This is a genomic window from Melissospora conviva (assembly GCF_049523535.1).
GTDB classification, from domain to species: Bacteria; Actinomycetota; Actinomycetes; order Mycobacteriales; family Micromonosporaceae; genus Melissospora; species Melissospora conviva.
In genome coordinates this window covers 895,477-919,299 of sequence record NZ_JBLLDT010000002.1, presented here as the reverse complement: position 1 = coordinate 919,299, position 23,823 = coordinate 895,477, and the positions used below count along the sequence as shown (strand labels likewise).

20 protein-coding genes are annotated in these 23,823 nt (G+C 73.0%); 9 read left to right on the top strand and 11 right to left on the bottom strand.

Annotation, left to right across the window (positions count from 1 at the left end; translation table 11 throughout):
* Window positions 1-42 precede the first annotated feature (42 nt).
* Window positions 43-2,388: a transglycosylase domain-containing protein gene (locus ACK8GG_RS09205; protein ID WP_440356054.1), complete on the top strand. Its 2,346-nt coding sequence runs from the start codon at window positions 43-45 to the stop codon at window positions 2,386-2,388.
* Between the two features lie 99 nt (window positions 2,389-2,487).
* Here the strand turns inward: ACK8GG_RS09205 and ACK8GG_RS09200 are convergent, their stop codons facing one another.
* The 3 genes from ACK8GG_RS09200 to serS all read right to left on the bottom strand — a co-directional run bounded on the left by ACK8GG_RS09200 (window position 2,488) and on the right by serS (window position 6,717).
* On the bottom strand, window positions 2,488-3,645 hold the full coding sequence (locus ACK8GG_RS09200) for a hypothetical protein (RefSeq protein WP_440356053.1): 1,158 nt from the start codon (window positions 3,643-3,645) through the stop codon (window positions 2,488-2,490).
* Window positions 3,646-3,765: 120 nt separating this feature from the next.
* On the bottom strand, window positions 3,766-5,205 hold the full coding sequence (locus tag ACK8GG_RS09195) for an alpha-amylase (protein ID WP_440354902.1): 1,440 nt from the start codon (window positions 5,203-5,205) through the stop codon (window positions 3,766-3,768).
* Window positions 5,206-5,427: 222 nt separating this feature from the next.
* The gene (serS, locus tag ACK8GG_RS09190; RefSeq protein WP_440354901.1) at window positions 5,428-6,717 is read right to left on the bottom strand and encodes a serine--tRNA ligase; all 1,290 of its coding nucleotides are present in this window, start codon (window positions 6,715-6,717) and stop codon (window positions 5,428-5,430) included.
* Between the two features lie 319 nt (window positions 6,718-7,036).
* Here serS and ACK8GG_RS09185 point away from each other — a divergent pair, with 319 nt between their 5' ends.
* The gene (locus ACK8GG_RS09185; protein ID WP_440356052.1) at window positions 7,037-8,479 is read left to right on the top strand and encodes a M28 family peptidase; all 1,443 of its coding nucleotides are present in this window, start codon (window positions 7,037-7,039) and stop codon (window positions 8,477-8,479) included.
* A gap of 146 nt (window positions 8,480-8,625) precedes the next feature.
* Here ACK8GG_RS09185 and ACK8GG_RS09180 read toward each other — a convergent pair whose 3' ends face one another.
* The 3 genes from ACK8GG_RS09180 to ACK8GG_RS09170 form a co-directional block, all read right to left on the bottom strand.
* Window positions 8,626-9,705, bottom strand: a complete 1,080-nt coding sequence (locus tag ACK8GG_RS09180) for a DNA polymerase III subunit beta family protein (protein ID WP_440356092.1) — start codon at window positions 9,703-9,705, stop codon at window positions 8,626-8,628.
* Window positions 9,706-9,751: 46 nt separating this feature from the next.
* Window positions 9,752-10,945 (bottom strand): saccharopine dehydrogenase family protein, encoded by a 1,194-nt coding sequence (locus ACK8GG_RS09175; RefSeq protein ID WP_440356051.1) that lies wholly within the window; start codon window positions 10,943-10,945, stop codon window positions 9,752-9,754.
* A gap of 192 nt (window positions 10,946-11,137) precedes the next feature.
* Complete coding sequence (locus ACK8GG_RS09170) at window positions 11,138-12,307, bottom strand: alcohol dehydrogenase catalytic domain-containing protein (RefSeq protein ID WP_440350587.1); 1,170 nt, start codon at window positions 12,305-12,307, stop codon at window positions 11,138-11,140.
* Between the two features lie 160 nt (window positions 12,308-12,467).
* Between ACK8GG_RS09170 and ACK8GG_RS09165 the strand changes: the two genes are divergently transcribed.
* Window positions 12,468-15,014 carry a LuxR C-terminal-related transcriptional regulator gene (locus ACK8GG_RS09165; RefSeq protein ID WP_440356050.1) on the top strand — a complete coding sequence of 849 codons (2,547 nt, stop codon included), beginning with the start codon at window positions 12,468-12,470 and terminating at the stop codon, window positions 15,012-15,014.
* A 30-nt stretch (window positions 15,015-15,044) separates the two neighbouring features.
* Here ACK8GG_RS09165 and ACK8GG_RS09160 read toward each other — a convergent pair whose 3' ends face one another.
* Complete coding sequence (locus ACK8GG_RS09160; RefSeq protein ID WP_440350585.1) at window positions 15,045-15,719, bottom strand: BON domain-containing protein; 675 nt, start codon at window positions 15,717-15,719, stop codon at window positions 15,045-15,047.
* 234 nt (window positions 15,720-15,953) lie between these two features.
* Between ACK8GG_RS09160 and ACK8GG_RS09155 the strand changes: the two genes are divergently transcribed.
* From ACK8GG_RS09155 to ACK8GG_RS09140, 4 genes are read left to right on the top strand one after another with little or no spacing between them, the layout of a single operon-like run.
* Window positions 15,954-16,343 (top strand): TOBE domain-containing protein, encoded by a 390-nt coding sequence (locus ACK8GG_RS09155; RefSeq protein ID WP_440350584.1) that lies wholly within the window; start codon window positions 15,954-15,956, stop codon window positions 16,341-16,343.
* Window positions 16,340-17,092, top strand: a complete 753-nt coding sequence (modA, locus tag ACK8GG_RS09150) for a molybdate ABC transporter substrate-binding protein (RefSeq protein WP_440350583.1) — start codon at window positions 16,340-16,342, stop codon at window positions 17,090-17,092. The genes ACK8GG_RS09155 and modA overlap by 4 nt, the downstream gene beginning before the upstream one ends.
* Before the next feature lie 50 nt (window positions 17,093-17,142).
* Window positions 17,143-17,967, top strand: a complete 825-nt coding sequence (locus tag ACK8GG_RS09145; protein ID WP_440350760.1) for an ABC transporter permease — start codon at window positions 17,143-17,145, stop codon at window positions 17,965-17,967.
* Window positions 17,964-19,220 carry an ABC transporter ATP-binding protein gene (locus tag ACK8GG_RS09140; RefSeq protein ID WP_440356049.1) on the top strand — a complete coding sequence of 419 codons (1,257 nt, stop codon included), beginning with the start codon at window positions 17,964-17,966 and terminating at the stop codon, window positions 19,218-19,220. Before ACK8GG_RS09145 ends, ACK8GG_RS09140 begins: the two co-directional genes overlap by 4 nt.
* Here ACK8GG_RS09140 and ACK8GG_RS09135 read toward each other — a convergent pair.
* Complete coding sequence (locus tag ACK8GG_RS09135; protein ID WP_440350581.1) at window positions 19,201-19,617, bottom strand: hypothetical protein; 417 nt, start codon at window positions 19,615-19,617, stop codon at window positions 19,201-19,203. The two genes, ACK8GG_RS09140 and ACK8GG_RS09135, sit on opposite strands and share 20 nt — an antisense overlap.
* Window positions 19,618-19,943: 326 nt before the next feature.
* Here ACK8GG_RS09135 and ACK8GG_RS09130 point away from each other — a divergent pair, with 326 nt between their 5' ends.
* On the top strand, window positions 19,944-20,303 hold the full coding sequence (locus ACK8GG_RS09130) for an STAS domain-containing protein (protein WP_440350580.1): 360 nt from the start codon (window positions 19,944-19,946) through the stop codon (window positions 20,301-20,303).
* Window positions 20,304-20,363: 60 nt separating this feature from the next.
* Here the strand turns inward: ACK8GG_RS09130 and surE are convergent, their stop codons facing one another.
* Both surE and ACK8GG_RS09120 read right to left on the bottom strand, forming a co-directional pair.
* Window positions 20,364-21,218: a 5'/3'-nucleotidase SurE gene (gene surE, locus ACK8GG_RS09125; RefSeq protein ID WP_440356048.1), complete on the bottom strand. Its 855-nt coding sequence runs from the start codon at window positions 21,216-21,218 to the stop codon at window positions 20,364-20,366.
* Window positions 21,218-22,177: a 1-phosphofructokinase family hexose kinase gene (locus tag ACK8GG_RS09120; RefSeq protein WP_440350578.1), complete on the bottom strand. Its 960-nt coding sequence runs from the start codon at window positions 22,175-22,177 to the stop codon at window positions 21,218-21,220. The genes surE and ACK8GG_RS09120 overlap by 1 nt, the downstream gene beginning before the upstream one ends.
* A gap of 132 nt (window positions 22,178-22,309) precedes the next feature.
* On the opposite strand from ACK8GG_RS09120, the gene ACK8GG_RS09115 reads away from it, so the two are divergent.
* Window positions 22,310-22,771: an SRPBCC family protein gene (locus ACK8GG_RS09115; protein ID WP_440356047.1), complete on the top strand. Its 462-nt coding sequence runs from the start codon at window positions 22,310-22,312 to the stop codon at window positions 22,769-22,771.
* Here ACK8GG_RS09115 and ACK8GG_RS09110 read toward each other — a convergent pair.
* Window positions 22,765-23,823 (bottom strand): coiled-coil domain-containing protein, encoded by a 1,059-nt coding sequence (locus ACK8GG_RS09110; RefSeq protein WP_440356046.1) that lies wholly within the window; start codon window positions 23,821-23,823, stop codon window positions 22,765-22,767. The genes ACK8GG_RS09115 and ACK8GG_RS09110 overlap by 7 nt on opposite strands.

Below are 23,823 nucleotides of genomic sequence, written 5' to 3'. Positions count from 1 at the left end.
ACAATTCTGGTCAATCCGGCGTGCCCGCGTCACCCTGAGAAGATGGCCCCCCGCTCGTCAACGCTCTCCCGCCTGTTCACCCTCGTGCTCGCCGGCGTGCTCGCCGGTGTCCTGCTGGGCGTCGCCGCACTGCCGGCCGGCGCCCTCGCCGGCTTCGCGCTGAAGTCAGTCGGCACCGACCGGGAAGGGCTGCCCGAGGCGCTGCGCAACCCGGTGAGCGGGCAGCGGTCGTACATCTACGCCAACGACGGCGAAACGCTGATCACCACGTTCTACGACGTGAACCGCTCCGAGGTGACCTTCGCCGAGATCGCCCCGGTGATGCGCGAGGCGATCGTCGCCGCCGAGGACACCCGCTTCTACCAGCACAGCGGAGTCGACTTCTTCGGCCTGGCCCGCGCGTTCGTCGCCAACGCCACCAGCGGCGGCGTGCAGCAGGGTGCCTCGACGCTGACGATGCAGTACGTGCGCAACGTGCTCAAGACCGACCCGGCCGGCACCGAGGAGGAGCTCGCCGCGGCGACCGAGGAGACGATGGCCCGCAAACTGCGCGAGATCCGGTACGCCCGGACGATCGAGCAGGAGATCGGCAAGGACGAGATCCTCACCCGGTACCTGAACATCGCCTACTTCGGTTCCGGTGCGTACGGGATCGCGTCCGCCGCCGAGCGCTACTTCAGCAAGACCCCCGCCGAGCTGACGCTGGCCGAGTCGGCGCTGATCGCCGGGCTGGTGCAGTCGCCGGAGCAGTACAACCCGATCGACGGCGATGTCGACGCCGCGCTGGAGCGCCGCGGGTACGTGCTGGAGGCGATGGTCGGCACCGGCGCGATCACCCGTGCGCAGGCGGACGCGGCCTCGGCCGAGCCGCTGAAGCTCCGGCCGTCGGCTCAGCCCAACGGCTGCGCGGCGATGCCCAGCGACCGCGACGACTGGGGTTTCTTCTGCGACTACCTGCGGCAGTGGTGGCTTGAGCAGCCGGCCTTCGGCGACACCGAGCTGGAGCGGGAGCAGGCGCTGCGCCGCGGCGGTTACAAGGTGATCACCACCCTCGATCCGCAGGTGCAGGACTCGGCCGTCGAGCAGGCGCTGGAGGTCTACGGCTACAACAACAAGCGGGCGGTGCCGATCGCGGCGGTGGAGCCGGGCACCGGCCGGGTGCTGGCGATGGCGGTCAACCGCCACTACAGCCTCGACGCCAACCCCAAGGGGCAGGCCAACTACCCGAACACGGTCAACCAGCTCGTCGCCGGCGGCGGGAGCGTCGAGGGCTACCAGGCCGGTTCGACGTTCAAGATCTTCACCCTGCTGGCGGCGCTGGAGAACGGCAAGCCCCTCAACACCGGCTACAACTCGCCCAGCCCGCTGCGCTCCACCTATCCCGACGGCGGCGAGAGCAGCTGCGGCGGCTACTGGTGCCCGGTGAACGCCAACCCGTCCTGGATGAACGGCTACCGCACGATGTGGGACGGCTTTGGCCGCTCGGTCAACACGTACTTCGTGCAGCTCGCTCAGGAGGTCGGCGCGGAGAAGGCAGTGGAGATGGCGCAGCGGCTCGGCATCGGGTTCCGGGCGGACGCCGACGCCGCCCAGGCCGAGCAGAGCGCGCAGAGCTGGGGCGCCTTCACCCTGGGCGTCGTCTCCACCACACCCCTGGAGCTGGCGAACGCGTACGCGACGCTGGCAGCCGAGGGGACGTACTGCACCCCGACCCCGGTGATTTCGGTGACCGCGCCGGACGGCGAGCGGGTGCCGGTCGGCAGGTCCGACTGCGAGCAGGTCCTCGACCCGGACGTGGCGCGCGCCGCGACCGACGCCGCCCGCTGCCCGGTCGGGCAGCAGTCGGCGTTCGGGCGCTGCAACGGCGGGACCGCGAGCCAGGTCAGCACGATTCTCGGCGGACGTGACGTGGCCGGCAAGACCGGTAGCTCCGACAACAACGCCACCGAGACCTTCGTCGGCTACACCCCGCAGATCGCCGTCGCCGGCATCGCCGTCAACCCGGACAACCCGCAGGACGCTGTCGGGTCGGCGATCCAGTCCTCGGTGGTCCGCGCGGTCGCCCAGATCATGGCCGACGCGGTGGCCGGCGAGCCGGCGCAGAAGTTCACCGCGCCCTCGCGCGACATCGCCTACGGCAACACCCCCGAGCCTCGGGTCGAGGAGGACGCCGACGACCCCGACGAGCGGCGCACGCAGGAGCCCTCCCGCGACGGTGACTCCGACGACGACGGGGGCAACGGTTCGTCCTCGGAGAACGGCGCCGGTCAGGGCAACTCCTCCGGTGGCGGCAACGGCTCCTCCGGGGGCGGCCAGTCCGGCCCCGGTCAGGGCTCCGACGACGACGACGAGAGCGAACCAGCCCCGGGGCGTACGTCCCGCGACTGATTTCCCGAGGCCGCGCCGGCCGGGATCCGGTTGATCGGAACCGAGCCGATCGGGACCGGCCAACCGATTGGGACCGCACCGGCCAGAACCGGCCGGGGGTCAGGACGCCGGCGCCGACGGGATCTCGGCTGTCCAGAGGCGGGTTCCGGTGTCGTCGCCGGCGGCGAGCACGATCCGTCGGCCGGCCACCGCGAGGGCGACGGTCTGGGCTGACCCGGCCGTGAGCGCGACCGGCGGCGGCAGCGGATCCCAGCGCCGGCCGGCATCGGTGCTGAAGAACAACTGTGCGCCCGTGCCGTCGCCGAGCGCCACGACCGCGACGGCAGCGGAGCGTTCCAGCGCCAGGAACCGCAACGGCCGTACCGCCGACACCTCCCCGCGGCGCTGCCAGCCTTCGCCGGCCAGCTGCCACGAGACGGCCCGTCCGGCGTCGGAGCCGACTGCCAGGGTGTCGGTCGGACCGGCCGCGACCAGGGCGAACGAACTGCTCTCGACCGGCCCGGTGGCCGGCGGGAGCGGCTGCCAGCGGGGGTCGGCCCAGAGCCAGGACATCGCCTCGGGGCGTAGCGCGGACGGGCGACGCTCGCCGGCCAGCAGCCAGCGCCCGTCCGGCAGGGCGGTGACGTCGGTGGCGCTGCCCGGCGCGCCGGCGGCGTCCAGTCCGTCCGTGCCGCTGGTGCGGTGCCACGGTTGTCGCGGACCGGCTGTCCAGACCGCCGGCGCCGGTCGGCCGTCCGGCCCGGTCCAGGTCCCGGCGATCGCGAAGCCCGCGGGCCCGGCGGCCACCGGCCCGACGGTGATCGCCTCCGCGCCGCCGAAGAGGGTGGGGCCTGCCGGCTGCTCCCGCCAGGAGCCGTCCGGGTGGTGGTGCCAGGTGCTGGTGCGCGGATTGCCGTGTACGCCGCCGATCGCCGCGCCCACGGCGACCACCGAGGACTGATGGCAGGCGACAGACGAGAGCAGACTGCGTTCGCCGTAATGGCTGACCGGTGTCAGTTCGATCGCCGTCCAGGTGCGGGCGTCGGTGCTGGTCCAGGCGGCGGGGCGCTGGTCGGTGCCCGGTGTCGCGCCGACGGCGTACCAGCGGTCGGCACAGTGGGTGAGACCGCGGACCAGGATGCCGTCGGTGGGCAGCGACACCGTCTGCCACGCCGGGCTGAATCCGGGCGGTGCGGCGGGCGGGACGTTCGCGCAGGCGGCGAGCGCTCCCGTCAGCAGCAGTCCGGTCAGCAGCAGGGGCGCGGCACGGCGCGACATCGGCCGAGGATATCGCGTACGTCGATGGAAGGCGGCCCTGTCGGGGAGCGGATGGCGCTCACGCGCCCGTCCCGGTGGCTCAGAGCAGCACCGGGACGGGGACTCGCGTGGTCTGGTTGGTCAGCTCAGCCGGGCACCGATGTGGATGGCGACGGCGTCGTGCGCGGCAACGTTGGCGGTGAACCAGCCGGCGGAGTCGACAGTGATGACGGGCCCGCTGCAGGCGCCGTTGGTGAACGTGCCGTGGATGACGTCGCAGTAGCGCCCGGCCGGCAGGTTCGTCCGGTACGAGCGGCCGTTGACCGCGTACGCCTCGTCGTTGATCGTGAGGTAGCCCTTGCCGTTGCGGCCGAAGGCGATGTGATTGCCGCCGTTGTCGTACCAGTTGACCATCGACGTTCCGGTGACGGCGTTGCGGAAGCCGACCATGTTGGCGATCACCTGCCAGCGGTGCTCGCAGCGCCAGCCGCCGGCGTAGCAGGTGCTGTTGCTGGTGCGGCCGTTCGCGTCCGAGGGCGGGCCCTGGTCGCGGCTGGTGTACTCGTAGCTGGACATCACGGTGGGTGAGCCGTACGGCCAGGCGAGCATGAAGGCGTTGGCCAGCGCGTAGATGCCGTTGTCGCGGTGGGTCAGCACGTGCCCGTCGCGCTGGGTGTCGTGGTTGTCGACGAAGACCGCGGCCGAGGTGCTGGGCAGATAGCCCCAGGCCGGGCCGAAGTTGTTCAGGTAGGCGAGCTTCTCGTTGCGGAAGACGCGGGCCAGGTCGTTGCCGTAGCGGAACTCGTGCACGTCGCCGTTGCCGGTGTACTCGGTCGGCAGGATGGGCTCCCCGGCGCCGTAGATCACCTCCTGCACGATGTACGCGGACCGGCTCAGCTTGGCCTTGATGGCGGCGATGTCGGCGGCCGGCATGTGTTTGCTCGCGTCGAGACGGAAGCCGTCCACCCCGAGGGAGAGCAGGTCGTTGAGGTAGCCGGCGATCCGGGTGCGGACGTACTCGCTGCCGGTTTTCAGGTCGGCGAGGTTGACCAGTTCACAGTTCTGCACCTCGTACCGGTCCCGGTAGTCGACGATGTCGTCACCGCCGTTGCGTCCACAGTGGTGAAAGTCCTGGTGCTGGTAGATGCCGGGATAGTCGTAGTGGCTGTAGGCCGAGCCGGCCCAACCGGTGCCGGGGTTCTCCTGCCCGGACATGTGGTTGATCACCGCATCGACGATCACCTTGACGCCGGCCGCGTGACAGGTGTCGATCATCGACTTGAACTGGGCGCGGGTGCCCTTGCGGGACTCGATCCGGTAGCTGACCGGCTGGTACGCCACCCACCACTGATTGCCGCGGACGTGCTCCTGCGGCGGGGAGACCTGGACGTAGCCGTAACCGCGGGGGCCGAGGAAGGTGGTGCACTCGCTTGCGACCGAGGGCCAGTTCCACTCGAAGAGGTTGGCGATCACGGTGCGGGCGCCGCCGGGGGCGGCGTTGGCGGCGGGTGTGGTGGCCGGGACGAGCAGGGCCACGATCAGGCTCGCCACGAGGGCGAGGCGTAGTCGGTGGTGACGCACGGGAGACTCCTGACGGCTGGCGGGGGAGCGGGGGGTGTGTGACGCGTCAGAGCCCAGCCGTCCGGGGTGTGCAAGCGCTTGCAAAACGGCTGAAAGTTGCCGAAACATTACCGACGTGTTTCAGCGACTGTCAATGGCTTCCCCCGCCCGCTGCCGCTGCCCAGCACGAAGCCGCCGACCGGTCCGAGGACCAGCCGGCGGCTGAAGTACGCGCTGAGGCTCCTACCGGCCGGGCGGGACGAGCCGGTCGGTGCCGATCTTGTCCTGGAGCACCTCGGGCACCAGCACCGAACCGTCGGCCTGCTGGTACTGCTCCAGGATCGCCGGGAAGAGGCGGCTGGTGGCCAGCGCCGAACCGTTGAGGGTGTGCACGAAGCGGGTCTGCTTGCTGCCCGGCTCCCGGTACCGGATGCTCGCCCGGCGCGCCTGGTAGTCACCGGCCCAGGAGACCGAGGAGACCTCCTTGTACTTGCCGGTGCTCGGCATGTACACCTCGATGTCCAGCGTCTTGCGCATCGAGGCGCTCGCGTCGCCGGCGGCCAGCAGGCTGCGCTGGAAGTGCAGCCCGAGCCCCTCGACCAGGCTCTCGGCGTGGCTGACCATCTCCTCCAGCGCCGCCTCGGCCTGCTCCGGCAGGGTGAACTGGAAGATCTCCACCTTGTTGAACTGGTGGCCGCGCACCGTGCCGCGCTCGTCGGAGTGCGTGCCGGCGCTCTCCCTGCGGTAGCAGGGGGTGTAGGCGAAGCGCTTCAGCGGCAGCTGGCGGGCGTCCATGATCTCGTCCTGGTACGCGCCCAGGATCGCCGTCTCCGAGGTGGGGAGCAGGAACTGCCCGCGCGGGGCGCTCTCCCGGTCCAGGTGGTAGACGTCGTCGTAGAACTTGGGGAACTGGCCGGCGGCGAAACCGGCCGAGTCCAGCAGCAGGTGCGGCGGGAGCAGGAAGTCGTAGCCGGCCTTGACGTGCTGCTCGACGAACCAGTTGACCAGCGCCCACTCCAGCCGGGCGCCCATGCCGGTGTACATCCAGAAGCCGGAGCCGCCGAGCTTGACGCCCCGGTCGTAGTCGACCAGGCCGAGCGCGCGGGAGAGCTCCACGTGGTCGCGGACCTTGTCGACCTGCGGCACGCTGCCGAAGGTGCGCACCACCCGGTTCGCTTCCTTGCCGCCGGGCACCACGTCGTCGCTGGGCAGGTTCGGCAGCTCGCTCATCGTGGCGCGCAGCCGGTCCTGCACCTGGCCCAGTTCGGCCTCCAGGTCCGCGAGCGGCTTGCGCTCGGGGTCGTCCTCGGCGCTCGGCGGTTCGACGCCGGCCCGCTTGGCCTCCGCGTACGCGCGGGCCTCGGCCTTGCGGCGCTGCCGTTCCGCGTCGATCTCGCCGATCAGGGTGCGGCGCTGCTGATCGAGCTCCTGGATCTCGTCCAGCGCGCGGGTGACCTCGGCCGGATCGAGCCTCTTGGCGAGTGCGACCGCTACCGCGTCGCGGTCCTTCCGGATCAACTCCATGTCGAGCATGACGCTCAGTACGCTCCCGTCCGGACGTGAGATAAGCCGACTCGATGCTACCGCCGCAGCAGCGGCCGACCCGGTCGGGTCGCACCCGTTCCCCCGTCGCCGGCCGTCAGCGCCACTGCGATCTGTCATCGGGAACCAGACGGCCGGGCAGGAAACGGACTTACCGCCTGCCGCAGGAGCGTTTGGGCCGCTCAAAGCCTTGATCACTTGCGGTGGCCCTGGAAGCATTCCCCCTGCCGTTCACTGCTCGTCCACATCGCGGAAACGAGTCGGGCGGCCTGTACAGGAGGCTATTGTGGACACCAATACCGTTTCCCCCGTGGAGACCTCGACCCCCTCGGACTCGGCGCTGAGCCGGCGCCGGATGCTCACGGTCGCCCTCGGTGGCGCCGCCGCGACCGTCGTTCTCCCCGCGCCCGCCTGGGCCGTCAACGACAAGCGTCCCGGCGCGCACGGCAAGCCGAAGCTCACCCCCGCCGACCGGAAGGTCGCCGGCAAGGTTTCCGCGGAGCGGGCCCTGAAGCACCTGAAGGTGCTCTCCGACGAGATCGGACCGCGCATCGGCGGCACCCGCTCCGAGCGGACCGCCGCCAACTACATCGCGCGGCAGTTGGAGAAGCTGGGCTACGACGTGGAGCTTCAGCCCTTCACCGTGGCCGACAAGTTCACCGGCCAGCTCTCCTCGCCGACCAAGCTGCCCCGCGACATCTGCTGGCAGGTCGGCGCGTCGGCCCACGCCGCGCTGGACACCACCGTCACCGGTGACGTCATCGACGTCGGCGCCGGCGCCGACGTCGACTACCCGGCCGATGCGGCCGGCAAGATCGTCCTGATCGACTACGTCGCGGGCCGTCGCGAGCAGCATGTCGCCACCGCGATCGCCCACGGCGCCGCCGCCGTCATCTTCCTCCCCGCCGACCGGGAGGAGCCGCGGCGCGCGCCGACGTTCAATCCGACCCTGCCGGGTTCGGCCGCCAACCCGGTCGCCATCCCGGTGCTCGGCGTGGCCCAGGTCCAGAAGCACCGGCTCCGGGCGCTGCTGGCCGCCGGTCGGTTCACCCTGACCGTCAGCACCGAGGCGCACCGCAACCTCACCTCGTACAACGTGATCGCGGAACTCCCCAAGAAGGGCAAGGGCAAGGGCAAGAAGGGCGACAAGCCCGCCGACCAGAGCCCGGTCGTCATGGTGACCGCCCACTACGACACCGTCATCGGCGCCCAGGGCGCCAACGACGACGGCTCCGGCACCGTGCTCTGCCTGGAGCTGGCCCGGGTGCTGCGGGACGTGCCGACCGACGCCACCTTCCGCTTCGCGCTCTGGGGCTCGGAGGAGCAGGGCCTGATCGGTTCCCGCTACTACGTGCGCAACCTGCCCCAGGAGGAGCGGGACCGGATCGTCGCCGTCTACCAGAACGACATGGTCGCCACCAGCTGGGACCCGGCCACCCGCTACTGGGTGCTCTCCTTCGACGGCGCGGCGAACGCGGCCACCGACGGGGTGACCGAGGCCGCCCGCCGTCTCGGGTACGAGCCGCGGATCTCCCCGGTGACCCAGCGCGGGTCCAGCGACCACCAGTCCTTCCAGGAGGTCGGCATCGCCAGCGCCAACTTCTCCTGGCGGGGCGAGGAGTCGCCGGCGATTCTGGAGCCGCCGTACCACACGCCGGAGGACACCATCGCCAAGAACATCAGCCTCGAGCGGCTGCAGGTGTCGCTGGAGCTGATCGGCTGCGCGGCGTACGCCACCGCCGGCAAGCGCTGATGCGCTAGCCGACGCTGCTCCACCACACGGCGCCCCGTGACCCGATCGGGTCACGGGGCGCCGTCGTACATCGGCTGTTAGACGCACGTGGGTAGAGGCACATCGGCCGGTGCAGGTACATCGGCCGGCGCAAGCAGGCCGGGCGGCTACGCCGGCAGCGGCTGATCCAGGCGGATCGGCATCAGCATCGAGAAGGCCCGCGTGTCGTCGGCGCGGCGGACCGCCAGCGGCCTGATCGGACCGTCCAGCTCCAGCATGAGCTGACCGTCGCCGCCGGCGGCGACCGCCTCCAGCAGGAACTCCGGATTCACCCCGACCGCGCTGCCGGCCCCGACCGTGCCGTTGTCGACGGCTGCCTCGGCCGGGCTGACGCCTACCGCACCCCGGTCGTCGACCGTGAGCGCCACCACCGGCGGCAGGCCCGCACCGTCGTCGCCGAGCGCCGCCCGGAGTCCGGCGGCGTCCACGGTGACGCGGTGCCGAGGGGTGGCCGGCAGGGCCTCGCGCAGCAGCCGGCGGTAGTCGGGGAACTCGGCGTCCGGGCAGTCGGCGGCGATCTCGGTGCCCGCGGCGCCCAGCGTCACCCGGCCGTCGGCCAGCAGCAGCGTGACCGTCTCCTCGCCCGCTTCGGCCAGCAGCGGTGCGATCCGGTCGACGAAACCGGTCGGCAGCAGGTGCCGGCCGCCCGGTCCGGTCACCCGGGCCGGGACCTCGGCGACGGCGAGCCGGTAGCGGTCGGTGGCGACCAGCCGGATCGCGTCCGGTTCGACGTCGACCAGCACACCGTTGATCATCGGAAGGTCCGGGTCGGCGCCGACGGCGAAGCGGACCGCCGCCAACGCGGCGGCGAACTCGTCTCGGGCAATGGTCAACCGGATCGTGGACATGTGCGGCTCCTCATTGGTGAGCAGGGACCGGAGCCAAGAGATCTCCTGCTTCGCGTCGGCCAGACCCTCCTCCAGTCGCCGCAGGTGCGCGGCGAGCAGGTCGGCGACCGTGCCGTTGTCGCCCCAGTGCCGTACGGCAGTGGCGATCTCCGGCAGCGGCATGCCGACCCGGCGCAGTCCGGCGACCAGCCGCGCCGGAGCGAGCTGATCGTGGGCGTACCAGCGGTAGCCGGTGTGCGGGTCGACCGCGACCGGCGCCAGGACCCCGGCGCCGTCGTAGAAGCGCAGGGCGCTGACCGTGAGCCCACTTGCCCGGGCCAGTTCCCCGATGCTGAGCATCTCCCTCTCCATGGGCATCACCCTGAGGTCTGCACCAGGTCGAGGGTCAAGCGGCCGGCTCGGCGACCCGGAAACGAATGCCCGCAGCGCTCAACCGGTCGATCAGCGCGTCCCCCATCGCCACCGCCGTGGTGACCTGGCCCGCGGTCGCCGGCAGCTCGTCGCTCGCCAGGCAGAGCGCCGATTCGGCGAGCATCTTGGCGGTCTCGGTGTAACCGGGATCCCCGCCGGAGACCTCGGTGAGCACCTGCCGCCCGCCGGCCGAGCCGAGGAAACGGACCTGGAACCACGACTTCTCCCGCTGCTGTTCCGACGGTCCGGCCCCGGAGGTGAGCCGGCCGCTGAGCCACCGCCGGGTCGGGCCGACCTGCGCCAGTGCGGCCAGCGCACCGAGACCGGCACCCGCACCCACCACCGTGGCAAGCCGTTTCACCGCCGCGTAGTGCCCGTAGCGGAAGTCCGGACCGTACCGGTCGCTCAGCAGCGCCGAGGCGCGAACGATCTGCGGGTCGACAGTGGGCAGCGGTACCCGCCACACCCCGAGCTGCGGCACCCGGGCCGGGCCCTGCGCCACGACCCGCACCCGACGCCCGGCCGGGTCCGGCTCGGCCGCCCGCCGGGCCCGCGCCGCCTCGCGCGCCTCGCGCTGCCGGGAGATCGCCGTCAGCGCCGAGTGGTACGTCCCCGCCGAGAACCTGCCACCGGCCCGCACGAAGCCGTCGACGCTGATCGGCACGTCGCCCGGCAGGTGCCGCAGGGTGTAGAGGACCCCGAGGTCGTAGGGGACCGAGTCGAAACCGCAGGCGTGGATCAGCCGGGCGCCGCTTTCGATCGCCTCCTCGTTGTGGCGTACGTAGCTGCGGTCGACGAACTCGGCCTCACCGGTCAGGTCGAGGTAGTCGGTGCCGGCGGCCGCGCAGGCGGCCACCAGCGGCCCGCCGTACGTCAGGTACGGGCCGACGGTGGTGACGACGATCCGGGCCGAGGAGGCGACCTCCCGCAGCGAGGCGGGATCGGTGACGTCGGCACTGAGCAACGGCAGCTCGGCCAGAGCGGGCCGGTCGGGGTGGGCTGCGGCGAGCCGTTCGCGCAGCGCGGTGAGCTTGTCCCGGTTGCGGCCGGCCAGTGCCCAGCGCAGGCCGGCCGGGGCGTGCCCGGCCAGATATTGCGCGGTCAGCGCACCGGTGAACCCGGTCGCGCCGAACAGGACGATGTCATAGCGACGTTCTGCGGCAGCCATCGCTGCAGTCTCGCAGTTTCCGCGGCGACCCGCCCACCGAGCCGCCCGGGCCGGCAACGCCGGTGGGTAGTCAGATAGTCAGGTACATCAGGGCCGTAGTACGGACACCGCCGGTGTTGTACACACTTCCTCGACTATTACTTCCAGCGCGCGAAACGCCGGGCCGTCCGACAGCGCGGGCGCGCATCCGTGTCACGGCGTGAAGACCGCGCGTACGCACTGGTCGGCCCGGTCGCGGAATAGCTCGTACCCCTTCGGGGCCTCCTCCAGCGGCATCCGGTGCGTCGCCAGCCGCTCGGCGCGGATCTCGTCGCGGGCCATCCGCTCCAGCAGCATCGGCACGTACCGCTGGCCGTGCTGCTGCGCGCTGCGCACAGTCAGGCTCTTGTGCATCACCGCGTCGAGCGGGAAACGCTCCACCGGCCTGGTGAACAACCCCAGCACGAAGACGTTGCCGCCCTTGCGGCAGGCGAGCACCGCCTGCTCCACTGGGCTCGGCCGCTCCGTGGAGAAGCGGATCTGCTTCTTGGCCCGGTCGTAGAGCAGCTGCGGACCGGAATTGTGCGGCTGCATCCCCACCGCCTCGATGCAGACGTCAGGTCCCCGCCCGCCGGTGCGTTCCCGCAGCTCACCGTGGACGTCGGTCTCGTGATAGTCGATGGTCTCCGCGCCGGCCCACTCGGTGGCCAGGTCCAGTCGGTACTGATAGCGGTCGATCACGATCACCCGTTCCGCGCCGAGCAGGCTCGCCGCCCGGGCCGCCGCCAGCCCCACCGCGCCGGCACCCCAGACCGCCACCACATCGCCGGCGCCCACCTGACTGCGCTCGGCGCCCATCCAGCCCGTCGAGACGGCATCGGCGGCGAAGAGCGCGCGGTCGTCGCTCACCCCCTCGGGTACGCCGAAGGCGTTCTGGTCGGCGAAGGGCACCCGTACGTACTCGGCGTGACTGCCCGCGAAGCCCCCCATCGCCTCGGGGAAGCCCAGGCAGCCGGAGGCGGCGCCACCCCAGGTGTCCTCGGCGGCCAGCGCGCCGGAGTTGCCGTTGTCGCAGCAGGCGGGGAGGTCGTGCTCGCAGAACCAGCACCGCCCGCAGGAGACGAAGGGGCAGGCCACGACCCGGTCACCGACGCGATGCCGGCGCACCTCCGGGCCGACCTCCACCACCTCGCCGACGAACTCGTGGCCGATTATCTCGCCGGCGTGCGCGAGTGGGATCTGCCCGGCCACCAGCGGCAGGTCAGAGCCGCAGGTGGCGCTCTGGCGCACCTTGACGATGATGTCCTGTTCGTTGCGCACCGTCGGATCGGGGACGGTGCCGACGCCGACCCGTCCCGGGCCGTTCCAGCACAACGCCTTCATCGCACGCCTCCGTCCGGATTGAGCACCTCGCCGGTCTCGGCGACCGCCGCCAGCCTGCGCGAGGGCAGGGTGAGAACGGCTCACACGGAAGGGGTGAACCCGTACCGGCCGGGTAACCGGCGCGGCGACGAGTGCCTTGAGGTGGCCAAGGGGAGGCCGGATGCCCGACACCCTGCTGCGGGAGCAGCTCCTCGACGTGCTGGACCGGGGCGCGCAGGGACCACTGACGCTGCTTCTCGCGCCGGCCGGCTGGGGGAAGTCGGCACTGCTCACCAGCTGGATCCGCGAGCGCCGAGGCGCGGACCCGCCGCCGTACCTCGTGCTCGGACCGCACGACGACGCCGGGCGCCTCTGGTCGCTGCTGCGCGCCGCCCTCGACCTCCCCGTCGAGCCGGGCGCCGTGCCCGCGGATGGAGCCGACGGCGGTGCGGCCGAGATCGCGGCGGCGCTCGCCGCACGGTCGCGGCCGGTGACCCTCGTCCTGGACGACCTGCACCAGCTCGCCGATCCGCATGCCGCCGCCGGACTCGACCACCTGCTGCGGCACGGCGGCGGGGGACTGCGGCTGATCGTCGCGACCCGCGCCGAGCCGCCGCTGGGCCTGGCCCGGCTGCGGGTGGCCGGTGCCCTCACCGAGCTGGGCAGCGCCCACCTCGCCTTCACCGAGCAGGAGACCGCGACGCTCTTCGCCGACCACGGCGTGACCCTCACCGACCGGCAGCTGCACCGGCTGCGGGATCGTGCCGAAGGCTGGCCGGCGCCGCTGCGGCTCGCCGCGCTCACCCTCGCCGGACACCCCGATCCGGACGGCTTCGTCGCCGGCTTCGGTGGCGAGCAGCCCGAGATCGCGGCGTACCTGCGCGAGGAGATTCTCGCCGGGCTCGCCGGGCCGGTACGCGAAGCGCTGCCGCTGCTCACCCTCACCGCACCGATCACCGCCGAGCTGCTCGACGAGCTGACCGGCGGCGACGGCGAGACGCTGCTCGCCGAAGTGTCGCGGCACACCGGTCTCGTCCGGCCACATCCGGCGCCGTCGCCCCACTGGCGCTGCCACCGGCTCCTGGCCGACCTGCTCCGCGGCGAGCTGCGGCGCACCGGGACGGCCCGGCTGCGCGAACTGCACGGCCGTACGGCCGGCTGGCACCTGCGCCACGGCCGGTACGCCGAGGCGCTGCGGCACGCCCTGGCTGCGGGTCAGTGGTCCCGGGCGGGAAGCCTGCTGACCGGGCACTGGGCGCACCTGCTGCCGTACCAGCCTGCCCCCGGTGCCGTGGTTCCGGTGGCGTCGGGGGCGCCGGCGGACGCGGCGGTCACGCTGGCCCTGGCGGCGGAACGGCTCGCCGCCGGGGACCTCGCCGCCGGGACCGCGTACCTGGCCCAGGTGGCCCGTGGGCCGGCCGCCGCGGCGCTGCGCGGCCCTCTCGCGGCGCTCGACCTGGCCGCGGCCCAGCTCGCCGGCGACCTGCAACGGACCGACCGGGCGGCCGCCCGGCTGCCGGCCCAGCCGCCGGCCGCCACACCCTCGGCCACCACACCCACCGCCACCGCCACCGCGCCCGACATGGTCGCGGTCGCGGTTGCAGCGGCGGCGCGGGGCCTGGTCCGGCTCGCCCATGGCGACCTGCCGGCGGCCGGCGTCGAACTCGACGCCGGGCTCGTCGCCGCCGAGGCCGCCGAGCTGCCCCGGCTGCGTCTGGTCTGCGCCGCCCGCGGTGCGGTCCTGCACGCCGCCGCGGGTGAGCTGGCCGCCGCCGAGCGGGCAGCGGCGGTGGCCCTGGCGCTCCTGCACGAACAGGTCGGGGACCCGGCCGACGCCGCACACGCGTACCTTGCCCGCGCGCTGACCGCCTGGCACCGTGACCGGCCGGCGGAGGCCGAGGCCAACCTCGACCGGGCCGGGGAGCTGCCGCCGGCGACGGCCGTGCTCGCGGCGGAGGTGCGGGCCCGGCTGGCCTTCGCCGCCGGAGACCCCGACGGCGCCGTCCGGACGCTGCGCCGGGCCCGGGAGGCAGCCGGCCGCCTCCCGGCGCTACGGGAGCGGCTGTGTGTCGCCGAGGCCGACCTGCGCCGCCGCCGGTCGGACCTGGCCGGGGTCCGGGCGCTGCTGCGCCCCTCGGCGGCAACGGAGCCCACGGGCATGGCGGCGGTGGTGCTGGCCCGCGCCGAAGCCGGCCACGGCGACCTCGACACCGCACGTCGTCTGCTGCCCGCCTGGGACGGTCCGGGCGCGGGCCCGCTCAACCTGGCGGCACGGCTGGAAGCCGGCCTGGTGCAGGCGCTGATCGCCCACCGCGGCGCCGACGCGCGCGGCGCGGCCCGTGCCCTCGAACGCGTGCTGGCGCTCGCCGCGCCCCAGCAGCACCGGCAGATCTTCGGCGCGGACGAGCCCCAGTTGCGGGAGCTGCTCACCGCGCACCTCGACTCCGGAACCGCGTACTGGTCGTTCCTGGACGAGTTGCCGGCCCGGCGCGGCGGCGCGCCCGCGCAGGCCGAGGCCCCCGGCGTCCGGCCCGCCGAGCCGCTCACCGAACGGGAACTGATGATCCTGCGTTACCTGCAGAGCATCCTGTCCAACGTCGAGATCGCCAACGAGGTATCCCTGTCGGTCAACACCGTCAAGACCCACGTGCGCAACATCTACCGCAAACTCCAGGTGACGCGGCGCCGCGAGGCCGTACGGCGGGCCCGGGAACTGCGGTTGATCTGAGGGTGGTGCGAGCGGGAGTCCGACCCCTGCCTAGAGGACGACGGTGAGCTGGTTGCGGACCTCGGCGATGCCGGGGGAGGCCCAGGCCACCCGTTCGGCCTCCTCACGCTGCGCCCAGGAGCGCACCAGGCCGTCGAGCACGATGGTGTCCCCTTCGACCTCCACCGAGACCTGCTCGGCGCCATCGGCGAGACTGCGCGACAGCGCTCCCGCCAGCTGCTGTTCGAGCTGGTCCTGCTCGCTGCCGATCGGGCGGACCAGGATCCCGTTGCTGACCCCGCGTACGCCGGCCAGCTTGCGCAGGGACCGCTCCGCGGCCCGGCGCTGGTACTCCCACTCGACCTGTCCGCGTACGGTGATCCAGCCGTTGGCGACGGTGACGTCCAGGTGCTCGACCGGGACGAAGGCGTCCCACTCCAGCGTCCGGGTCGCGGCGGTGGCGATCTCGGCGTCGGTACGGTGTGCGGCGGTGGGCAGCCGCACCTCCATCTCGTTGGCGACGGCCCGGACCCGGTGGACACGGTGCGCGGCCCGTTCGGCGGCCCATTTCTTCGCGTAGCTGTCGACCGACCCGGTCAGCACCACCACCCCCTCGGAGACGGTGACACCCACCTCGGTCGGGGTCACATTCGGTTCCCAGGTCAGCTCGTCGAGCACGTCCTGCTGGATGTGCTGGTCGGCTCGGGAAACCGCCGTCGACGCCATTGGACATCACTCCCTCTCCAGTCGTAGAGCTCTCGACCACCACTGTGACCGCCATCCGGGTGAGCCCCCATCGCCCGCATCGGGTGAGCCGCCGCCGTCGCGACTTCCCTGACGTGCCGCTTTCAGTCCCCGGGGACGCAGCAGTTCCCCGGCAACTGCGCGGATCCTTGCGGTCTGGCAGTTGCGAGTCGAAGTGGTTGTCCGGCGTCGCAGCTGCCACGTAATCTGCCCGGCATGGCTGGTTTTCGCATCGGGGAGGCCGCGGAGCTGCTCGGCGTCAGCGCCGACACCGTACGGCGGTGGGTGGACGCCGGCCGGCTGCCGGCCACCCGCGACGGGCACGGCCACCGGACGATCGACGGGGTCGACCTCGCCGGATTCGCCCGGTCGCTGGCCGACGAACCCGACCCCGGCAGCGGCCGCTCCTCGGCGCGCAACCGGTTGCGCGGCATCGTGACGGCGGTGCGCCGCGACACCGTGATGGCCCAGGTGGACATCCAGGCGGGCCCGTTCCGGCTGGTCGCGCTGACCAGCCGGGAGGCCGTCGACGAGCTCGGTCTGACCGTCGGCTCGGTCGCGGTGGCGGTGGTGAAGTCCACCACGGTGATGGTGGAGCTGCCGTGAGCCGTCGCCCGGTCGCCGCCGTGCTGGCCGGCTGCCTGCTGCTGGCCATCGCCGCCTGCGGCGCCGACCGGCGCGATCCGGCCACGGCCGGCACGGTGACGGTCCTGGCGGCCGTCTCGCTGACCGAGGTCTTCACCGCGCTGGGGGAGGGTTTCGAGCAGAGCCACCCCGGCAGGCGGGTCCGGCTCTCCTTCGCCGGCAGCGCGCAGCTGGCCGGCCAGATCGCCGCCGGCGCTCCCGCCGACGTCTTCGCCGCCGCCGGACCCGAGTCGATGCAGCGGGTCGCCGGCGGCCGGGACGCGGTTGTCTTCGCCCGCAACCAGCTGGTGATCGCCGTGCCGCCCGGCAATCCGCGCGGGCTGCGTACCCTCGCCGACCTGGCCGTCCCGGACCTCAAGGTGGCGATCTGCGCCGCCCAGGTGCCCTGCGGCATCGCGGCGGAGAAGGCGCTGGCGAGCGCGGGCGTGGACCTCACCCCGGTCACCCTGGACCAGAACGTGCGCGCCGCCCTGACCAAGGTGCGCCTCGGCGAGGTCGACGCCGCGCTGGTCTACCGCACCGACGTACGGGTGGCCGCCGGCGAGGTCGAGGCCGTGGAGTTCGCCGAGAGCGCCGCCGCCGGCAACGACTACCCGATCGTGGTGCTGCCCGGTGCCGCGGACCCGGCCGCCGCCGCCGAATTCGTCGCCTACGTCCGCTCCGCGGCGGGTCGGGAACGGCTGCGCGAGGCCGGATTCCAACTGCCGTGACCCCCGCCGTCGAGAGCAACCCGGCCGCCGGGGACATCCCCGCCGACGGTATGCCCGCCGCAGCGAGCGCAGCCGCCGGGCGCGACACCGGCGACGCGTTCCGCGCGCCGCTGGTGCTGCTCCTGCCGGCCCTGCTCGGCCTGGCGTTCCTGGTGCTGCCGCCGGCCGCGCTGCTGCTGCGTACGCCGTGGGCGCAGCTGCCCCGCCGGCTGACCGCCCCCGGCGTGCTCGACGCGCTCTGGCTCTCGCTGGTCACCGCGACCCTGGCGACCCTGCTCTGCCTGCTCCTCGGGGTTCCGCTGGCCTGGCTGCTCTCGCGCACCCGGTTCCCCGGCCGGCGGCTGGTGCGCGCGCTGGTGACGGTGCCGCTGGTGCTGCCACCGGTCGTCGGCGGCGTCGCCCTGCTGCTGGTCTTCGGCCGGCACGGGCTGCTCGGCGGATGGCTAGACGCCCGGTTCGGCCTCACCCTGCCCTTCACCACCAGCGCCGTGGTGCTGGCCGAGGCGTTCGTGGCGATGCCCTTCCTGGTGATCAGCGTCAGCGGCGCGCTGCGCGCGGCCGACCGCGGGCTGGAGGAGGCGGCGGCGACGCTCGGCGCCGGGCGCTGGACGACCTTCCGGCGGGTGACCCTGCCGCTGGTGGGCCCGGGTGTGGCGGCCGGCGCGGTGCTCTGCTGGGCGCGTGCGCTCGGCGAGTTCGGGGCGACGATCACCTTCGCCGGGAACTTCCCGGGCCGTACCCAGACCATGCCGCTCGCCGTCTACCTGGCGATGGAGACCGATCCGCAGGCGGCGATCGTGCTCAGCGTGCTGCTGCTGGCGGTGTCGGTCACCATCCTGGCCGTGCTCCGGGAGAAGTGGATGACAAGCCCGTGACCGCGTCCCTCGACGCCCGGCTGGTCGTCCGGCGGCCGGGTTTCGCCCTGAAACTCGCGCTGGCCGTCGCGGCCGGCGAGGTGGTGGCGCTACTGGGTCCCAACGGCGCCGGCAAGAGCACCGCCCTGCGCGCGGTCGCGGGGCTGCAACAGCTGCACGACGGGCATCTGCGGGTGGCCGGGCGGACCTGGGAGGAGCCGGTCCGCGGGATCCGGCTGCCGGCCGAGAAGCGCCGCGCCGGGCTGGTCTTCCAGGACTACCGGCTCTTTCCGCACCTGTCGGTCCGGGAGAACGTCGCGTTCGGCCCGCGCAGCCGGGGCCGCTCCCGCCGGGAGGCGCGCGCGATCGCCGACGGACTGCTGGAACGGGTGGGGCTGACCGGGCTGGCCGCCCGCCGGCCGGGGCAGCTCTCCGGCGGCCAGGCCCAGCGGGTCGCGCTGGCCCGGGCGCTGGCGGTCGCGCCGCAGGTGCTGCTCCTGGACGAGCCGCTGGCCGCGCTCGACGCCGGCACCCGCGCCGAGGTCCGCACCGGGCTGCGGGACCACCTGGCGGGGCAGGCGGCGGCGACCCTGCTGGTCACCCATGATCCGCTCGACGCCATGGTGCTCGCCGACCGGCTGGTCGTGATCGAACGGGGCCGGGTCACCCAGCAGGGAAGCCCGGCCGAGATCGCCGTACGGCCCCGGACCGCGTACGTGGCCCGGTTGATGGGGCTGAACCTGCTGCGTGGCCGGGTAACAGACGGGCGGCTGTGGTTGCCCGGGGGAGGCGGAATCGCCCTGCCCGGTACGCCAGAGTCCGGCAGCGCGTCGTCCGGCGGGGCAGTGCCCGGCGACGTGTCATCCGGTGGCGGGGTGCCGGCGGCCTGCGGCGGGGAGGTCCTGGTTGCCTTCCGGCCTGCGGCGGTACGCCTGCGTATCGGCGACGCACCGGCCGGCAGATCGTCCGGTGGCGCCGCCGGGTCCGGCACGTCTGCCCTCGACGGTTCGCGCTCCGGCTGGTCCGCGGTGGTCGAGGGGGTCGAGTCGCACGGCGACTACCTGCGGGTACGCCTCGGCGGGCCGATACCGGCGCTGGCCGACGTGCTCCCCGCGGAGGCCGCCGGGCTCGACCTGCGCTCCGGGCGGCGGCTGCACGCCGCGCTCGACGCGGGGCAGTTGCGGGTCTATCCGGCCGACGAGCCCGACACCGCTACGGTGACGGGCCCGCCGGCCGATGCCGTACGCGAGGGCCTCACGGCTCCAGCGAGCTGACCGGCCGGTCCGGGGTGTCGACATCGACGAAGTCGATCTCCTCCGGGCGGCGGGTGTCCTCGGACCGCAGCGCGGTGCGGGCCGCGGCGGCCGCCGCCCAGCCGAGCGCCGCGCCGAGCAGGCCGATGCCGATCAGCATCCCCCAGTTCGGTCCGGACTTGCGTCCGGCCAGCGCGTCGAAGGCGAGCGACGCGCGGCGCCGGGCCTCCTCGGTCACCGACTCCACCGCGTCGACGGCGCCGCCGGCGAGATCGCCGGTGCTGCGCTGGGCGGAGCGGGCGCTGCCCTTCAGGCTCTCGCCGGCCGACTCGACCGTGGAGAGCAGGTGGTGCCACGCCTGGTCGGCCACGCGTTCGGGCCGGCTGCGCCGGTCCAGTAGCTTCGGGGTTGCGAACATCGGTGCTACCTCCTCGCCGGGCGAATGCCGCGGTCAACGGGTCGGGTGCGGAAACGCTTCTCCTTCGACGTGCCCCGATGCCAGACCGGCCAAACCGCGACCGCGTCGCCCGTGCCGCGGGCGGCTGCGCCGGCCCAGCGGCGAGATTGGCCCGGGGTTGACGGGCGGACGTATGATGCGCACTGTCCGGCGGTGACCGGTTTTTCTGGCCCCCACGTGCCGGCAACCCTGATCAGGGTGGCGCTTCGGGCTGATTTAGGAATACCCTCGGTCGCGGCCCGCGTACTGATGAAGCGCCCGAAACGTGGGCGAGTGGAGGTGCTCGCGTGAGCCTGTCGATCGTGAAGACGGCGCTGCCGGACGGGGTGGTGCAGATCGCGCCCCGCGGCGAGATCGACGTCGACACCGCGTACGAGGTGCGCGAAGCCGTCGTCGAGGTGCTCAACCAGGGCCGTCCGTCCCGGATCGAGCTCAACATGCGACTCGTGACCTTCATCGACTCGGTCGGTATCAGCGCCCTGGTCGCCGGTTTCCAGACGGCCGAGGTCAGCGGTGTCAAGCTTGTCGTCACCCAGCCGAGCCGGTTCGTGCACCGGCAGCTCTGGGTCACCGGGCTGCTCGGTCTCTTCGGCGCTCCCGAGCCGTACTACGCCGGATCGGACGCGCAGGCTCCCAGCGGCGCCTGAGCGCAGCTCCCGGGTTCCCAGCGGCGAGTCCCGGGCTCCCAGCGGCGCCTGAGCACAGGTTCAGCTCGCGCCCTCGGAGCGCTCCTGCCAGCCGCGCAGCCCTTCCAGATCGTCGTCTGTCTCGGTGAGCGCCCGCAGCGTCGTCACCGTCGCGTACCCCTGCGCCAGATGCGCCAGGTCGGTGCCGGGCTGCGCGACCTCGCCGGGCTCCTCCAAGGCGGTGCGGACGAAGCCGGTGCCCGCCTCGGCGACGGTCATCTGCACCTGTCCGAAGCAGGCCAGCTCGCTGCGGCGTACACCGCGCAGCCGGTGCCGCGCCACGTCCGGGGAGTTGACGTTGAGAATCGTCTCCACCGGCCCCGCCATCAGGTCGGGGAGCAGGTCGAGCGCGAGGGTGGCGGCGGTGACCCAGTTGCGCCGGTGATCCTTCTGCCGGTCCTCGGCGGTCACCTTACGCACCGCGGCCCCGCCACTGGCGGCGCTGGCGGTGATGGCGGAGAGGACGTCGAGCGAGACTGCCATTCCGTGGGCGCCGTTCGCCGCGGCGGTGAACGCGGCGCCGGCGGTGCCGGAGTGCAGCATCGCCCGGCCGGCGTTGGCGCCGCGGTTGACGCCCGAGAGGACCACCTGGGGCGGGTCGCCGAAGGCGCCGTGCATGCCGAGCAGCGCGATGAAGGCGGGTGAGGCGTCGACGGCGAAGCAGGCGGCGTCCGGCACACCGTCGAGCGGCCACTCGGTGACGATGACCTTGCCGCCGTGCTCCACGGCGTTCATCGCCGCGCTGCTACCGCTCGACTCGCTCTTCGGCGCGGCCACCACCACGTCCAGCCCGCGGTCCGTCGCGACCCGGGCCAGCCAGTGCAGTCCCGGCGCGCCGATGCCGTCGTCGTTGGTGATCAGAACCCTGGTGCGCATCAGGTGCTCACCCGCTTCCGGGGTGCGGCGGGGTCACTGAGGCCTGTCGGGACGAGTTCGACCCGTTCGGCGACCCCGCTGATCGAGTCGCGCCGACCGGTGCCGAGGCCGTGGCGTGTCACGTTCATCGCGCCGGCCGCGGCACCGGTGCGTACGGCGGTGCGGATGTCGCCGCCGCGGGCGATGACCGCCGCCACCCCCGCGGTCATCGAGTCCCCGGCGCCGCGCGGGTCGGCCGCCTCCAGCCGCGGCATGCGGACCTCCAGCACCTCGCCGTCGATCAACGCCAGGGCGGGTTCGCGGGCCCGGCTGACCACCACGGCGGCCGCGCCTTCGCTGTGCAGGGCGAGCAGCGCCCGGACGAGTTCGTCGTGGCTGTCGTCGGCGGCGCGGTTGGTGTCGAGCAGCTCCTCGTGGCTGATCTTGAGGAAGTAGAGGCCGCTGGAGAGGACGGCGTTGAGGTGCCGCCCGGAGAGGTCGGCGATCACCCGGCCGCCGTTGGCCCCGAGGTCGGCGGCGAAGCGGCGGTAGATCTCCGGTGGCACCAGGGAGTCGTCGTCCGGGCCGCTGAGGATGCTGACCGGGGCGCGCAGCCCTTCACTGAGGGCGAGGTTGTAGAGCTCGTCGATCTCGTGCCGGTTCAGCGGTTCGCCCGGCACGTCGGCGATCTCGGTGCGGGTGCCGCTGCGCCGGTCGTGGACGTACCCGCCGTTGCTGCTGCTGCGCCTGATCAGGCGCAGGTCCACCCCCTCGGCGGCCATCAGCGGCGCGAGCACCTGCCCGACCTCACCGCCCACGCTGGCGCAGAGCACCACGTCGACGCCGAGGGAGACGATCATCCGGGCCTGCCAGACGCCCTGGCCGCCGGGGTGCAGGTGCAGCTCGGTGTTGCCGTCGGGCTTGTCGATGGTGACCGTCAGACGGGGTGTGGGCGCGAAGACCATCACATGTCCGCTCATGCTGCCCTTTCGCCTCGGCTGCGGGCGGCTGGAGTTCCCGCAGCGGGCGAGGTCATGCGGGCCCGTGGGCGGCATTGCGGTACCGCTGCGGGTACGACACGATCGGCACACGCCGATGCCTGGGGAGGCGACGTGCCACGACAGGACAGTTTCAGCTACACCGTGCAGGCCCGGTCCGAGCCGCGAGTGGCGCTGCGGTGGCTCGCTGATCTGACCTGCCAGGGCGAGCTGCACCCGCTGATCGTGCGGGTGCGGCAGGAGCCGCCCCGCCCGGGCGCGCTGGCGAGCTGGACGGTCACCGACCGGCTGGCCTGGGGCCCGTTCCGGTTCCCGGCCAGTTACGCCGTCGACACCCTGGAGATGTCCGCGCGGTCCCTGGTCATGCGGGCCCGGCAGTGGCCGGCGACGACCGTGCTGAACCGGACCACGATCGAGGCGGAGGCCGACGGTCTGGTCCGCATCGACGTGGAGATCACGCTTTCCGCTCCGGCGCCGCTGTTCCGGTACGCCTTCCGGCAGGCCCGTGCGGCGCACCTGGTGCTCGCCGCCCGGCTGGGCCCGGCCCTGCCGGCCGGGCCCGCCGAAGGTCAGTAGACGGAGAGGTGCACGTGGTTGGTGTGGTCGCTGGAGGGGTCGCCGTTGCCGCCGCTGTAGCCCATCCAGCCGCTGCTGGGTAGCCAGATCTGGCGGTACCAGATCACGTAGAGCACACCGAGCCGGTCGGCGTTGCCGATGAAGTAGGACGAGAGATTGTCGCCGTAGGTCTTGTCGGCGCCACCGGCGACGCCGCCGAACCCGTTGCGCTGGGCGGCGAAGTCACAGGCCCGGCCCTGGGGGTGCTCGCCGGAGCCTTCGTTGCGGTAGCAGGAGACGTACCGGGTGAATCCGGCGTCCTCGGCCTGCCGCAAGGCGTGGAGCGTGCGCGGGGTGATGCATCCGGAGGTGGTCGGGTCGTTCAGGCTGCACGACTCGCTGGGCCAGGAGCCGTCGGGGTTGCGCGGCGCGGGCTGGGCCGATGCGCTCGACGCGCCGGGGCCGGCGTAGGTGGCCGACTGCGTGGCGGCGGTGCGGGCCTCGGCGAGCGCGGCCTCGGCCTGGTCCTTGCGCTTCGCCATCACCGTCACCTGCTTGCGCTGTTCGGTGATCTCGCCGTCGATCTCGGCGCGGGCTCGGCTCTGCCGGTCCTGGGTCTCCCGCAGCTCCTGCAGGTGCCGGTCCTCGTTGGCGGCGAGGATGTCGAGCATGCCGGCGCGCTTGAGGAAGCCGTCGGGCGAGCCGCTGTCGAGCAGGAGGGAGGCGGTGGTGGCGCGGCCGGTGCGGTACGCGGCGGCCGCGATCTCGCGGACGTTGCCGGTGCGCTCGGCGAGCTCGGCCTCGATCTCCTTGAGCTGCTTGTCGAGCTGCTTCTGGCGTTTGACGGATTTGGCCAGGGCGTTCTTGGCGTCGATGTAGCCCTTGCTGGCGGTTTCGAGTTTTTCCCGCAGGGCCGGGGTGCCGCCCTCGTCGCCGGGGTCTGCCCAGGCCGCACGCTGGCCGGCGAATCCGTTGACGAGACCGAGCAGCAGGGTCACGGCGAGCAGGACGGCGAGGCGGGCGCGGCCTTTTCGTGGTGCGGGGGCGTGGTGCGGGGTCGTGGTGTGGGGCAT